The sequence below is a fragment of the Stutzerimonas stutzeri genome (genome assembly GCF_024448985.1).
In the GTDB taxonomy this organism is placed as follows: Bacteria; Pseudomonadota; Gammaproteobacteria; order Pseudomonadales; family Pseudomonadaceae; genus Stutzerimonas; species Stutzerimonas stutzeri_AP.
This window is the reverse complement of sequence record NZ_JAMOII010000007.1, coordinates 91,076-104,205: the sequence shown is the minus strand read 5'-3', so window position 1 is coordinate 104,205 and position 13,130 is coordinate 91,076. Positions and strand designations below refer to the sequence as shown.

Sequence of the window (13,130 nt, the reverse complement as noted above, 5' to 3'; positions counted from 1 at the left end):
GAGCAAGCTCGCTCCTACAAGCATGGCCCGCGAACGCACCGTCTGGCCTGAACCGAATTGCAGGAAAACGAAATGAACGACATAACCACCAAACCCCGGCCCCTCGACGGCATCACCGTGGTCAGCCTCGAACATGCCATCGCCGCGCCGTTCTGTACGCGCCAGCTGGCCGATCTCGGTGCCCGCGTGATCAAGGTCGAGCGGCCCGGCTCTGGCGATTTTGCCCGGGGCTATGACGAGCGCGTCGACGGTCTGGCTTCACATTTCGTCTGGACCAACCGTTCCAAGGAAAGCCTGACCCTGGACGTCAAACAGGACGCCGCCTCGCAGGTGCTGGACCAGTTACTGGCCAAGGCCGACGTGCTGGTGCAGAACCTCGCGCCCGGTGCCGCCGCGCGCATGGGGTTGTCCTTCGAGGCGCTGCACGAACGCTTCCCGCGCCTGATCGTCTGCGACATTTCCGGCTACGGCGAAGGAGGGCCCTACGAACAGAAGAAGGCCTACGACCTGCTGATCCAATCCGAGGGGGGCTTCCTCTCCGTCACCGGCGGGCCGGGTGAGACCGAGATGGCCAAGGCCGGTTGCTCCATCGCCGACATCGCCGCCGGTATGTATGCCTACACCGGCGTGCTCTCGGCGTTGATGCTGCGCGACAAGACCGGCGAGGGCAGCCGCGTGGACGTCTCCATGCTGGAAAGCCTCGTCGAGTGGATGGGCTACCCGCTGTACTACGCTTATCAGGGTGCCACACCGCCGCCGCGCGCTGGCGCCGCCCACGCCACCATTTACCCCTACGGACCGTTCCCCACCGGCGACGGCGGCACCGTGATGCTCGGCCTGCAGAACGAGCGCGAATGGCTGCTGTTCTGCGAGAAGGTCCTGCTGCAGCCGGAACTGGCCCAGGACGAGCGCTTCTCGGCGAATTTCAAACGCTCGGAAAACCGTGCCGAGCTGCGCGCCATCATCGTCGAGGCGTTCTCCAGGCTAACCGCCGAAGAGGTGATCGCTCGTCTGGACAACGCACCGATCGCCAACGCCCACGTCAACGACATGGCCGGCGTCTGGGCGCACCCGCAGCTTCAGGCCCGCCAGCGGTGGAGCGAGGTGGACAGCCCGTCCGGCAAGCTGCCCGCGTTGCTGCCCCCTGGTCGCAATACCGCCTTTGAGCCGCGCATGGATCCGATTCCCGCGCTGGGCCAGCACACCGACACGTTGCTCGCCGAGCTGGGCTATGCGGCCGGCGATATCCAGCGCCTGCATGAGCAGGGCGCGGTGTGACCGTCCTACGAAACCAATTCGAGAAGGAAGCAGCATGACATCTGCCATCATCCGCACCGCTCTGTTCGTCCCGGCGACCCGCCCCGAGCGCATTCCCAAGGCGCTGGCGACCGGTGCCGACACGGTGATCGTCGACCTCGAAGACGCGGTCGCCGAGAGCCAGAAAAGCGAGGCGCGCGCCAATCTCGACGAGTTTCTCCATACCCATCCGCAGGCCCGCGTGCTGGTTCGCATCAATGCGCCGACCCACGCCGAACAGGCCGCAGACCTAGCCCTCTGCGCGCGGCACGCCGGTGTGATCGGCGTCCTGCTGCCGAAGGTGGAAAGTGCGGTGCAAGTGGCGCTGGCGGTTGGCTGCGGCAAACCGGTGTGGCCGATCATCGAGAGCGCCCGCGGGCTTGCTCATCTAGCGGAAATCGCCCATGCAAAGGGTGTCGAGCGTCTGTCGTTCGGCGCCCTGGACCTGGGATTGGATCTGGGGCTCGCGAGCGGCACCGCAGGCGCCGAGCGCATCCTTGACCAGGCCCGCTATGCAGTGCTGTTGCAGTCCCGGCTGGCTGACCTGGCGCCGCCGCTGGACAGCGTTTTCCCCGACATTAAGGACCTGCACGGCCTCGCCCAGGCAGTTACCGATGCCCGCGACATGGGCTTCGGCGGGCTGCTGTGCATTCACCCCAGCCAAGTGGCTGTGGTGCACGAAACGCTGATGCCCAGTGTTGAAGAACTCGACTGGGCACAACGCATCCTCGCCGCCGGCGCGTCCGGCGATGGGGTCTTCGTAGTGGACGGACAGATGGTCGATGCGCCCGTCATCGGTCGCGCCCGTCGTCTGCTGCAGCGTGCCGGGCAAGGAGTGTCCTGACGGCAATCCACCCGGCACTCGTACCAAATCTGACAAAAACAACAGAGGTACCACCATGCTGAAAACCACCGTAAAAGCACTCGCTTGCGCGCTTTCCCTCACCGCCGGCCTGGCCTTCGCCGATCCGATCACCATCAAGTTCGCCCATGTGGTGGCGGACAACACGCCGAAAGGACAGGGCGCCCTGATGTTCAAGAAGCTTGCCGAGGAACGGCTGCCGGGCAAGGTGAAGGTCGAGGTCTATCCGAACTCTTCGCTGTTCGGCGACGGCAAGGAAATGGAAGCCCTGCTGCTGGGCGACGTTCACATGCTGGCGCCGTCGCTGGCCAAGTTCGAGCATTACGCCAAGCCCATCCAGATCTTCGATCTACCGTTCCTGTTCGACGATATCGCCGCGGTCGACCGCTTTCAGGCGAGCCCGCATGGCCAGGGGCTGCTGAGCAGCATGGAAGACAAGGGCATCACCGGGTTGGCTTACTGGCACAACGGCATGAAGCAGCTGTCATCCAACAAGGCGATGCACGAGCCCAGGGACGCGCGTGGCCTGAAGTTCCGTGTCCAAGCCTCCAACGTGCTAGACGAGCAGTTCAAGGCGCTACGCGCCAACCCGCGCAAGATGAGCTTCGCCGAGGTTTATCAAGGGCTGCAGACCGGTGTGGTCAACGGTACCGAGAACACTTGGTCCAACTACTTCAGCCAGAAGGTGCATGAAGTGCAGCCGTACTTCACCAACTCCGAGCACGGTGTGATCGACTACATGGTGATCACCAATACCAAGTTCTGGAAAGGGCTGCCGGAGGACGTTCGTAGCGAGCTGAAAGCGATCATGGATGAGGTCACCGTCGAAGTGAACCGCCAGGCCGACGACCTGAACCGCGAAGCGCGTGATGCCATCGCCAAGGCAGGTACCAGTGAAATCATCGAACTGACCCCCGAACAGCGCGCCAAGTGGCGCGAGGCGATGCAGCCGGTTTGGAAGAAGTTCGAGAATGAGATCGGCAAGGATCTGATTGAAGCCGCCATGGCAACCAACGAGTCCTGATAGTCGCTGACGCCCAATGAGAAAGGCCCGCGTAACCAGACTGTGTGAAAACTACTGCGCTCGGTTATGCCGCGTTAAAAACAGGCTCGGATGCGAGCCCAGTCCGCTTCCTCGCCTGTTTTTGTGGGGACGCCTAGTTCTTGCCTGGGCGGCCCCGCCTAACCTTCGCTCGCTACGTTTTCACACGGTCTGTAACTGCGGGCCTTTTCGTTGATGGTAGGGAGTCCCACCTGGGCGTGATCAGACCAGATCCGTTCCCTTGCGCTTGGCCTCGCGCATGTCGTGTAGGAGGCCGGCGCAGAGCAGGCCGAGGACAAGGGTGGCCAGGGCGGGCCAGATGAGGACATAGGCGGTCAGAGCGATACTGGACATGGGATGTTCTCCTTCTCGTTGGTCTTGGGTTCGGGTTGTACGGTCTGGAAAGCGATGACCTGCTCGCCGATCCGGTCGAAATCGAAGCGTTCCCGGTTGCGCAGGCTGATGGCCACGCAAACCACCATGCTGACCCCATAGGCGGTCAACGAGCTGAGCAAAACCGTGTAATCACGCAGGAAGCCCACGGCGAACGGCGCCAGCGCCAGCGTTGCAACTACGCCGAGCAGGATGCCGGCTCGGCGACCAAAGAAGCCGAAGGTCATGAGGCCGATCACCACGCCGCCGCCGACGGAGGCGCAGAGTTCAAAGAACACCGCCAATACGCCGTCCAGCGGCACCAGTTCGAAGCGGCAGACAATGAACATGGCGAAGGCCGCGATCACCGCGCTGGTGAAGGCCTTGTTGGTAACACGATCCCAGAACAGGCTGGCGATCACCGGAAAGACGATGGAGCCCCAGAGCGCACCGACGAAGATCAGCATGGTGAGGATGTCGAGCTTGAGGCTGGCGAAGGCGACGCCGACCATGGTCGCGACGATCATGGTCAGGCGTCCGACCCAGAGCATCACGGTCGGGTTGGGTTTGTTCTTGGCCAGCGTCTTGCCGTAAATGTCTGTCATGACGATGGACGACAGGGCGGAGAGGTCAGAGTCGGCTGTGGACGAGAGCGAGCCGATCACCATGATGAACAGCAGCCCGATCATGAACGGTGGCAGGTAGTTGGAGGCCATCTGCGGGATCAGGTTGTTCAGATCACCGTCGATGGGCTCGATGCCGGCCAGCAGCGCTAGCAGGCCGAGCATGCCGAGGCCGATGACAATGGCGCCGTAACCGACGGTCGCGGTGAGGAAGGTTGGCTTGATCAGGTCTTCGCGCACGGCGAATAGGCGCTGGGCGATGGTCTGATTGCCGATGGCATAGGCCAGCACCGCGACGAAGAAGGGTGCGCCCTGCTCGAGGATCGCCATAGGCGAGTAGAAACTCGCTTGTTCCGGCGCCAGACGCGGCATGCCTGCCTCGAACAGTTCCGGCCCGCCCAGTTGAAAGAAGATCATCGGAATGATGATGACCGCCGCGAGGATCATGGCCACCAGCTGGCCGAAGTCGGTCAGCACCGAAGAACGGAAGCCCGACCACAGCGTGTAGGACAGCACGCCAAGGCCGGCGAACAGGACGCCATGCACGAAACTCAGCGGCGAGAGCACTTCGACCAGCGCGCCAGCGGCGGTGAAGTTGACCGTCAGGCTGATGCAGCTACCGAGGATGTTGGAGCCTGCAAGGATCATCTGGCTGGAGCGACCGTGGCGCGCCTGCATGATCTCGCCGAGGGTGTGGGCCTTAGGCGCCAGCTGCCGGAAGCGCTTGCCGAAGGGGTAGATGAACAGAATCATCAGCGCGCCCCAGAATCCGTAATGCAGCGCACCGGAGAGGCCGTACTTGTAACCCGCGCTTGCTGCGGCGTAGAACGAGGCGGCCCAGATCCAGGTGGCGGTCATGCTGGCGGCAGACATGCCGAAACCCACCGAGTTGTTGGAAACCATGTAGCTGTCTACGTTCTCTTCCTTCTGGCCGATGCGGGTCGACAGAAAAAACGTCAATCCATAGAAGCCCAGCAACAGAAGCAGAACGGTGGGTAGGGCGAGTTGGTACACAACGTCTCCTTTTTATGAGCCTCAAGCATCGCTGGCACGACGCAGGGCCGTATTCACGGCATGGCGTTATGGCACCCGAATCACTGCGCGAGGCAGGCATGATCGAACCGGTGTTCGAGGGGTGCAGACTGGAAGCTGACAGGAGAGAGACCGACAAGCGCGATCCGAAAGCGTCACAAGCGGCACGCACATGGGCGGCGATCGCTGTGATCCTGCAGCGGCGGTGCCGGGTGCGTTCCCGGCAGAATGAGGTTGCGTCTTTGCTGAACGGCGACGCAACGGCGCGCAGTCTACCATCATCAGGCGGTTAGCGGGGGCTTCGCTTCTATTCTTGCGATAAATGCAATAGGTGACGACGAAAATAATTCGGCTTGCCGAACGCCTGAGCCGCCCGCTCAGAGAGCCGGAAAGAGATCGGTTTCGAGCGGATCGAGGCGGCAAAAGCGACTCGCCTGCTGACATCCGAACGAGTCATGACATGGCGCGCCGCGCCGATCTTGCAATGGCAAGCGGTCAGGTGCGCCTTGCCAACAGCTGTGTCGCAATCGTCCCGCTCAGCCGAGGCGCCAAGTCCGCTGCCGAGCAGAGACAAAAATTAGCAGTGCGTCAGCCGTTCAGATAAGCGCTAAAAGCTCTGTAGGAGCGCACCATGCGCGTGAATCGCAGGCGCGGCCCGCTCCTACAAAGCCCTGCATCAGCACTAAGGTGGTTAGTCAGTGCCGAGGGCTTTCTTCCGGCAGGGTCAGCAGCTGCCTTTCCATGTTCCAGTCGAAGGGCTCTTCGTTTTGCTCGGCTTCGTAGCGGCGCTCTTCCAGACGCTGGAAAATTTCGATCTCTTCGTCCGGCATGAAGTGCAGGCAGTCACCACCGAAGAACCACAGCAGATCCCGTGGGACCAGATGAGCGATCTGCGGATAGCGGTGGAAGACCTGACAGATCATGTCCTGACCTATATGCCGCTCTTCCGGCACGTCTTTGAGGTTCATGATCAGCTCATCGAAGCGCTCGAGAAACAGTGCATGACTTTCTTCCGATACCTGTCCAGTTTCACCCATGGCAAGCAGAATGCCACGCAGATGGGCCAGAAGAGCCAGGTTGTGATCGTGATAAGCGTTGGCCATTGGTTCACCTGTGTCGGATTGGGCGCGCGATTATAGGGCGGCGCGCAGTCATTGGGTCGTATCCAGTGGACTCATGACCCAAGCATGGGTTCGATTGAACCGCCAGAGGGCTAGATAGACGGCTCGCCTCGGCGTGAAGCGTTTGCGTTGCCGAGGCGGGCCGAGCTGCTATCGAATTCGTCCTGGCTCCAATGCAAGCGCCTCTTTGCTGAAGTCGTCCACGTCGATGACTTTACGTCTGGCGGCTTCGGCGCTGCGCAGTTGTGCCGCTTCGCCCTCGTCGAGCACGCCCGCTGCCACAGCCGCAGTGATGGGGTCTTGCGCCGCGGTCGGTTTGAACTCTCCATGCTTGAGAGCTTTATTCAGCTTCTTCTGCAGCGGCTGAGCAGCGGCCAGCGTGTCGAACGCATCGCGCAGCGCGCCAAAGGCTTCCTCGCTGCCGAGCGGGCGATAAACGCCATCAAGAATCTGCTCCAGCGCCGCGTCGCCTTCCGGCCGTCCGAGGATGGCGGCGACTTCCGCGTCGAGTTCATCTGACGGCCCCCGGTGACGCGCGCCGAAGGGGAACACCAGCACCTGCAGCACGCCGCCAAGGAGCCGGTTGGGGAAGTTGGCCAGTGTGCCGGCCAACGCTTGCTCGGCTTTGCATAGGCAATCCTCCAAAGCCCAGCGCAGCAGCGGCGCCTGCTCCACGGGATGACCCAGGTCGTGGTAGCGCTTGAGTGCGGCGGACGCCAGATACAGATGGCTGAGCACATCGCCGAGCCGGGCCGACAGGCGTTCGCGGCGCTTCAATTCACCACCAAGCAGCATCATGGACACATCGGCGAGCATGGCGAATGCCGCTGCGATACGGTTCAGTGCGCGGAAATAGGGGCGGGTGAGGTCATTGCCGGGGGCGCTGCCGAGCAGGCCGAAGGTCAGCCCGAGCACCAGCGTGCTGGCGGTGTTGCTAACAGCGAAGCCGATGTGCTGCATTAGCAGTTTGTCGAACTTCTTCACCGCGGCATCGCGGTCCGGCTCATGGACCAGTTCCATCTCGCGCAATACGAACGGATGGCAGCGAATCGCGCCTTGGCCGAAGATCATCAGGTTGCGCGACAGAATGTTCGCGCCTTCGACGGTGATGGATATCGGCGCCGACAGCCACAGGCGGCCCAGATAGTTGTTCGGACCCATGATGATGCCCTTGCCGCCGTGGATATCCATGGCGTCGGTGACGCATTCGCGGCCGCGTTCAGTCAGGTGATATTTGAGGATGGCCGAAAGCACCGAGGGCTTTTCGCCCAGATCGACCGCATTGGCCGTCAGGATTCGCGCGCTGTCCATCAACCAGGCGTTGCCACCGATGCGGGCGAGGGGCTCCTGGATGCCTTCGAAAGCGGCCAGCGGCACGTTGAATTGCTCACGAATCTGCGCGTAGCGGCCGGTGACATAGCTGCATGCCTTGGCGGCACTGACGCCAGTTGCCGGTAGCGAGATGGAACGACCGACGGACAGGCAGTTCATCAGCATCATCCAACCTTTGCCGATCATGTCGCGTCCGCCAATGATGGCTTCCAGCGGGACGAATACGTCCTTGCCCCAGTTCGGCCCGTTCATGAACGCGGCGCCCAGCGGCAGGTGGCGACGACCGATCTCGACGCCGGCAGTGTCGGTGGGAATCAAGGCCAGGCTGATACCGAGTTCTTCCTCGTCACCCAGCAGGTGATCGGGATCGTAGGTCTTGAAGGCGACACCCAGCAGCGTCGCGACCGGGCCGAGGGTGATATAGCGCTTCTCCCAATTCAGGCGTAGACCGATAACTTCTTCGCCTTGCCACTGGCCCTTGCAAATCACGCCGCTGTCGTTCATCGCACCGGCGTCGGAGCCGGCATAGGGCCCGGTCAGGGCGAAGCAGGGGATATCCGTACCGTTGGCCAGGCGCGGCAGGTAGTGGTTGCGTTGCTCATCCGTGCCGTAGTGCATCAGCAGCTCGGCCGGCCCGAGCGAGTTGGGCACCATGACAGTGCTGGCGAGGTCGCCGCTGCGAGTGGCCAGCTTCATCACGATCTGCGAGTGCGCATAGGCAGAGAAGCCTTTGCCGCCGTATTCCTTGGGAATGATCAGGGCGAAGAAGCCTTCGGCCTTGATGTAGTCCCAGGCTTCTTGCGGGAGGTCCAGACGCTGGCCGACGTCCCAATCGTTGACCATGGCGCACAGCGTTTCAGTGGGTCCATCGATGAATGCCTGTTCTTCGCCAGTGAGCGTGGCTTTGGGATAGCCGAGCAGGGTGTCCCAGTTCGGCCGTCCGCTGAACAGCTCGCCATCCCACCAGACGCTACCAGCGTCTATGGCATCGCGTTCGGTGTCGGAGATGGGCGGCAAGACCTTCTTGAACCAGTCGAACATCGGCCCGCTGAAATGCTTTATGCGCAAATCCTCGACCAGCAGGAAGACGGCAACGCCAACGAGCAGAAGCCAGAGGATGACCATCAACCAGGCCGGCGTTTCATCGGCGACTCCCATGAACACCAGGTACGCGGCCACGATGGCCAGCGCGGGCACGGGCGAAACCCGTAGATGGGCGATCACGGCGATGCCGAGCAGTAACACGAGCAGCCAGAGCAGGGTCATGAGGTTTCCTTGTTGAGCGAAGGGCGTCCTACTTGAGCATAGGTCCTGGATGTGCATCGAGATCAGAAACAGGCGATGCGTTTGGTTTCAAGTAATGACCGGGCCGGGGAGGATGAGTTCTGAAATGACCGTAGAGAGGCGCGGTGAAGCGCTTTAGCGCGGGTGAGCGTTGTGGGTGCGATCAGGCAGCGCGGTTGCAATCGCACGACGGCGCCCTTATCTAGTCTGAATCTCTCCGCGTTGTGTGCATGTTTATATGAGTACCGCTCTGTCCATTCGGCAGTTGACCAAGGTTTACGGAAACGGATTCGAGGCCCTCAAAGGGATCGATCTGGACGTGGCCGAAGGCGACTTCTTCGCGTTGCTGGGCCCCAACGGCGCTGGCAAATCCACCACCATCGGCATTCTCTCGACGCTGGTGAACAAAACAGACGGCGCGGTCAATGTGTTCGGCCATGATCTGGACCGCGACCCCGCCAGGCTCAAGCGTTGCCTGGGCGTGGTGCCTCAGGAGTTCAACTTCAACCAGTTCGAGAAGGCCTTCGATATTCTCGTCACGCAAGCCGGGTACTACGGCATCCCGGCCAAGGTGGCCAAGGAGCGCGCCGAGCAGTACTTGAACCAGTTGGGTTTGTGGGACAAGCGTGACGTGTCCTCGCGGATGCTCTCTGGCGGCATGAAGCGGCGACTGATGATTGCTCGCGCACTGATCCATCGCCCGCGCCTGCTGATTCTCGACGAGCCAACGGCTGGCGTGGACATCGAGCTTCGCCGCTCGATGTGGTCGTTCCTCACCGAACTCAACCGTGAGGGCATCACCATCATCCTTACCACGCATTATCTGGAAGAGGCCGAGCAGCTGTGTCGCAACATCGGCATCATCGACCACGGACGGATCGTCAAGAACACCAGCATGCGCGAACTGCTCAAGCAGCTGCATGTTGAAACCTTCCTGCTCGATCTGAAGGAATCGCAGCTGGTGCCGCCAGAGCTGGGCAACTACCCGGCGAGGCTGGTCGATCACCACACGCTCGAGGTGCAGGTGGAAAAGAGCCAGGGTATTACCGACCTGTTTCGTCTGCTGGCAGCGCAGGGCATCGAAGTGCTGAGCCTGCGCAACAAGACCAATCGACTGGAGGAGCTGTTCGTTTCGATGGTGGAGAACAATCTGCCCAAGGTGGCCAAATGAACGCGGAATTTCGGCCCAATCTGGTTGCGCTGCAAACCATCGTTCATCGCGAGATCCGCCGCTACACGCGCATTTGGCCGCAAACCCTGCTGCCACCAGCGATCACCATGGTGCTGTACTTCGTCATCTTCGGAAATCTGATCGGCGCGCGAATCGGCGAGATGGGCGGCTTCAGCTACATGGAGTACATCGTGCCGGGGCTGATCATGATGTCGGTGATCACCAACTCCTACAGCAATGTGGTGTCGAGTTTTTTCAGCAGCAAATTCCAGCGTTCCATCGAAGAGCTACTGGTCTCGCCAGTTTCTCCGCACGTCATTCTCATCGGTTTCGCGTTGGGCGGCATCACGCGAGGCTTGGCCGTTGCACTGATCGTCACCGTGCTGTCGATGTTTTTTACCGATCTGCAGGTTCATCACTTGGGCGTCACGCTGCTGGTCATCACCCTGACCTCGACGATCTTCGCGCTGGGCGGCTTCATCAATGCGGTGTTTGCGCGAAATTTCGACGATATCTCGATCATCCCGACCTTCGTGCTGACGCCGCTGACCTACCTGGGTGGCGTGTTCTATTCGATCACCTTGCTGTCGCCGTTCTGGCAGACGCTGTCACTGGCTAACCCCATCCTGCACATGGTCAATGCGTTCCGCTACGGCATCCTCGGGGTGTCTGATATCCGCATCGGCATTGCCATCAGCTTCATGGCGGTGGCGGCCGTGCTGATGTATCTATGGTGTATCCGGCTGCTCAATAGCGGCCGCGGAATGCGCCAGTGAGAAGTTGAGAGCGAGCCCAGCGGTAGGACGGTGGGGCAATTTCGCGATGATAAACACGGGGGGAACCGATACAATTGCGGTCATTTTTCGTACAGGTTCCCGCCATGCAACATCCCGCCGAACGCTCACCGCTGGGTAAAACCAGCGCCTACGTCGCGACCTACAGCCCCGAGCAACTGTTTCCGATCCCACGCGCGCCAAAGTGGGCCGAGCTGGGGCTGACGGCCGACACCCTGCCTTATCGAGGCGTGGACATTTGGAACTGTTACGAGCTGTCCTGGCTGCTGCCGTCCGGCAAGCCGGTGGTTGCCATCGGTGAGTTCAGCATCCCGGCGGATTCGCCGCACATCATCGAATCCAAGTCGTTCAAGCTCTATCTGAATTCGCTGAACCAGTCGGTGTTCGAAAGCCGCGAAGCGCTGGTTGATGTCATGGTCAGGGACCTGTCGACCGCAGCGGGCAAGCCGGTCGGTGTTCGTCTACGGACGCTGGACGAAGTTGCTCAGGATGGTGTTGCACCACTGGCGGGACGCTGCATCGATGAGCTGGACGTGGCCATCGAGCACTACGATTCACCACGCGCGGATCTGCTGAGTTGTGATCCGAGTCGTCAGGTCGAAGAATGCGTCTATAGCCATTTGCTCAAATCCAACTGCCCCGTCACCGGCCAGCCGGATTGGGGCACGGTGGTCATCGAGTACCGTGGTGCTGCGCTGGATCACAGCAGTCTGCTCACCTATCTGGTGAGCTTCCGTCAGCACGCCGACTTCCATGAACAATGCGTGGAGCGCATTTTTCTCGACCTGCAGCGGCTGCTGAAGCCGGAGTGGCTAACGGTATACGCGCGGTACGTACGTCGCGGCGGGCTGGATATCAATCCCTACCGCAGTACCGAGGCCGTTACCGTAGACAACGGGCGTCTCGTCAGACAGTGAGTGCAGCCGGCGGGCCGGAGGCGTTTTCGTCCGGCCCCCAGCAGTTTTATCAGCTTTCGCTCTTCATATGCCCATGTTCGCCAGCGTCTGCATGATGTTACGCAACGTCATGGCGGTATTGGGATGGCTGACCTCGAAACGCTCTACCGCCAGGTTGACGCCATCGACCAGCGAATCGTTCTGATCAACTACGCCCTGGTTCGCCAGGCGAAGCTCGATGTCCTGCGCAATGGCCTGTAGCGATGCGCGCTCCTCTTCGGTCAGCGGCGTGTCCTGGGCCAGCTGACTACGCAACTCTGCTAGCTGCGTCTGCAGATCATGTTCCGGCATATTGCTTCCCTCTTATTTCAGACTACGAATTCGCCAGCTCGGTGAAGATGGAGTAAGCCAGCGGCCCGGGCTTGTCCCCCTTGGAGGGCGAGTCGTGCAGCGAAGTTCGCTGGTAGCCGCATGTCTGTTCGCTGCCGCAATCTTCAGAATGGATTTATACTGTTGCGCTTTGTTGGGCACGCCACCATTCGGGATAAGAGGAAGGCCGCGATGCAAATGATCGGCAAGGATTGGATCGGATATGTCAGGGTCACGCTCGTCGCAGCGCTGACGGTATTTGGCGCGTCTTCGTTGCAGGCTGCCGAGGAGGATCCTTGGGAAGGCGTGAACAGAGTGGTGTTCAATTTCAACGACAAGCTCGACACCTACACGCTCAAGCCGCTCGCGCAGGGTTACCAGAAGGTCACTCCGAATTTCCTCGAAGACGGCATCGGTAACGTGTTCAGCAACTTGGGCGATGTCGTGGTGCTGACGAACGATCTGCTGCAGGGCAAGGTTCGCGATGCCGGCATCGACACGAGCCGCATCCTGTTCAATACCACCTTTGGCGTGCTGGGCTTCTTCGATGTGGCGACCCGCATGGGCCTGCAGAAGAACGACGAAGATTTCGGCCAGACGCTGGGTGCCTGGGGACTTGGCAGCGGACCTTATGTGGTGTTGCCGTTGCTCGGACCGAGTACCGTACGCGATGCGGCGGGACGTGTGCCTGATGCCTTCCTGCAGCCTTATCCCCACATGGACCATGTGCCGACTCGCAACGTGACGCGCGCGGTGAATGTGGTCGACTTGCGCGCCGGTCTGCTCTCGGCTGAGAAGATGGTCACCGGTGACAAGTACATCTTCGTCCGCAATGCCTATCTGCAGAACCGCGAGTTCCGCACTCAGGACGGGCAGGTCGAAGACGACTTCTGATGGCTGTCCGCGACGCCACGCGGCTGACGTGGCGTTCGCAGC

Annotated in this window: 12 protein-coding genes; 7 read left to right on the top strand and 5 right to left on the bottom strand. The window is 61.1% G+C overall.

Translation table 11 applies throughout. From position 1 onward, the window contains the following. Positions 1-72 precede the first annotated feature (72 nt). The 3 genes from NA647_RS10765 to NA647_RS10755 are packed head-to-tail and all read left to right on the top strand — an operon-like array spanning position 73 to position 3,182. A complete protein-coding gene (locus tag NA647_RS10765) occupies positions 73-1,278 on the top strand; it encodes a CaiB/BaiF CoA transferase family protein (protein WP_256057677.1) in 1,206 nt (401 codons plus the stop codon). A 34-nt stretch (positions 1,279-1,312) separates the two neighbouring features. Next, positions 1,313-2,140, top strand: coding sequence for an HpcH/HpaI aldolase/citrate lyase family protein (locus tag NA647_RS10760; RefSeq protein WP_256057676.1), 828 nt, complete (start codon positions 1,313-1,315; stop codon positions 2,138-2,140). 55 nt (positions 2,141-2,195) lie between these two features. Beyond that, positions 2,196-3,182, top strand: coding sequence for a TRAP transporter substrate-binding protein (locus NA647_RS10755; RefSeq protein WP_256050296.1), 987 nt, complete (start codon positions 2,196-2,198; stop codon positions 3,180-3,182). A 240-nt stretch (positions 3,183-3,422) separates the two neighbouring features. Here NA647_RS10755 and NA647_RS10750 read toward each other — a convergent pair whose 3' ends face one another. The 4 genes from NA647_RS10750 to NA647_RS10735 form a co-directional block, all read right to left on the bottom strand. Then, positions 3,423-3,554, bottom strand: a complete 132-nt coding sequence (locus NA647_RS10750; RefSeq protein ID WP_256050019.1) for a putative transporter small subunit — start codon at positions 3,552-3,554, stop codon at positions 3,423-3,425. Then, complete coding sequence (locus NA647_RS10745; protein ID WP_256057675.1) at positions 3,536-5,209, bottom strand: sodium:solute symporter family protein; 1,674 nt, start codon at positions 5,207-5,209, stop codon at positions 3,536-3,538. The genes NA647_RS10750 and NA647_RS10745 overlap by 19 nt, the downstream gene beginning before the upstream one ends. Before the next feature lie 713 nt (positions 5,210-5,922). Further along, positions 5,923-6,330: a PA2817 family protein gene (locus NA647_RS10740; protein WP_256050021.1), complete on the bottom strand. Its 408-nt coding sequence runs from the start codon at positions 6,328-6,330 to the stop codon at positions 5,923-5,925. Between the two features lie 168 nt (positions 6,331-6,498). After that, positions 6,499-8,946, bottom strand: coding sequence for an acyl-CoA dehydrogenase (locus NA647_RS10735; protein ID WP_256057674.1), 2,448 nt, complete (start codon positions 8,944-8,946; stop codon positions 6,499-6,501). A gap of 256 nt (positions 8,947-9,202) precedes the next feature. Here NA647_RS10735 and NA647_RS10730 point away from each other — a divergent pair, with 256 nt between their 5' ends. From NA647_RS10730 to queF, 3 genes are all read left to right on the top strand, one after another. Next, positions 9,203-10,135 carry an ABC transporter ATP-binding protein gene (locus NA647_RS10730; protein ID WP_256057673.1) on the top strand — a complete coding sequence of 311 codons (933 nt, stop codon included), beginning with the start codon at positions 9,203-9,205 and terminating at the stop codon, positions 10,133-10,135. Further along, entirely contained in the window at positions 10,132-10,911 is a 780-nt protein-coding gene (locus NA647_RS10725) for an ABC transporter permease (RefSeq protein WP_256057672.1), read from the top strand. The genes NA647_RS10730 and NA647_RS10725 overlap by 4 nt, the downstream gene beginning before the upstream one ends. Before the next feature lie 104 nt (positions 10,912-11,015). After that, positions 11,016-11,846, top strand: coding sequence for an NADPH-dependent 7-cyano-7-deazaguanine reductase QueF (queF, locus tag NA647_RS10720; protein ID WP_256057671.1), 831 nt, complete (start codon positions 11,016-11,018; stop codon positions 11,844-11,846). Positions 11,847-11,909: 63 nt separating this feature from the next. On the opposite strand, the gene NA647_RS10715 is transcribed toward queF, so the two are convergent. After that, positions 11,910-12,176, bottom strand: a complete 267-nt coding sequence (locus NA647_RS10715) for a DUF4404 family protein (RefSeq protein ID WP_256057670.1) — start codon at positions 12,174-12,176, stop codon at positions 11,910-11,912. Positions 12,177-12,386: 210 nt separating this feature from the next. Between NA647_RS10715 and NA647_RS10710 the strand changes: the two genes are divergently transcribed. Then, positions 12,387-13,088 carry an MlaA family lipoprotein gene (locus NA647_RS10710; protein WP_256057669.1) on the top strand — a complete coding sequence of 234 codons (702 nt, stop codon included), beginning with the start codon at positions 12,387-12,389 and terminating at the stop codon, positions 13,086-13,088. Positions 13,089-13,130: the final 42 nt, after the last annotated feature.

What these genes read in the sequence shown, in the direction of transcription:
- NA647_RS10765 (WP_256057677.1), top strand. Translation starts at nt 73, where the DNA reads ATGAACGACATAACCACCAAACCCCGGCCCCTCGACGGCATCACCGTG.
- NA647_RS10760 (WP_256057676.1), top strand. Translation starts at nt 1,313, where the DNA reads ATGACATCTGCCATCATCCGCACCGCTCTGTTCGTCCCGGCGACCCGC.
- NA647_RS10755 (WP_256050296.1), top strand. Translation starts at nt 2,196, where the DNA reads ATGCTGAAAACCACCGTAAAAGCACTCGCTTGCGCGCTTTCCCTCACC.
- NA647_RS10750 (WP_256050019.1), bottom strand. Translation starts at nt 3,554, where the DNA reads ATGTCCAGTATCGCTCTGACCGCCTATGTCCTCATCTGGCCCGCCCTG.
- NA647_RS10740 (WP_256050021.1), bottom strand. Translation starts at nt 6,330, where the DNA reads ATGGCCAACGCTTATCACGATCACAACCTGGCTCTTCTGGCCCATCTG.
- NA647_RS10735 (WP_256057674.1), bottom strand. Translation starts at nt 8,946, where the DNA reads ATGACCCTGCTCTGGCTGCTCGTGTTACTGCTCGGCATCGCCGTGATC.
- NA647_RS10730 (WP_256057673.1), top strand. Translation starts at nt 9,203, where the DNA reads ATGAGTACCGCTCTGTCCATTCGGCAGTTGACCAAGGTTTACGGAAAC.
- NA647_RS10725 (WP_256057672.1), top strand. Translation starts at nt 10,132, where the DNA reads ATGAACGCGGAATTTCGGCCCAATCTGGTTGCGCTGCAAACCATCGTT.
- queF (WP_256057671.1), top strand. Translation starts at nt 11,016, where the DNA reads ATGCAACATCCCGCCGAACGCTCACCGCTGGGTAAAACCAGCGCCTAC.
- NA647_RS10715 (WP_256057670.1), bottom strand. Translation starts at nt 12,176, where the DNA reads ATGCCGGAACATGATCTGCAGACGCAGCTAGCAGAGTTGCGTAGTCAG.
- NA647_RS10710 (WP_256057669.1), top strand. Translation starts at nt 12,387, where the DNA reads ATGCAAATGATCGGCAAGGATTGGATCGGATATGTCAGGGTCACGCTC.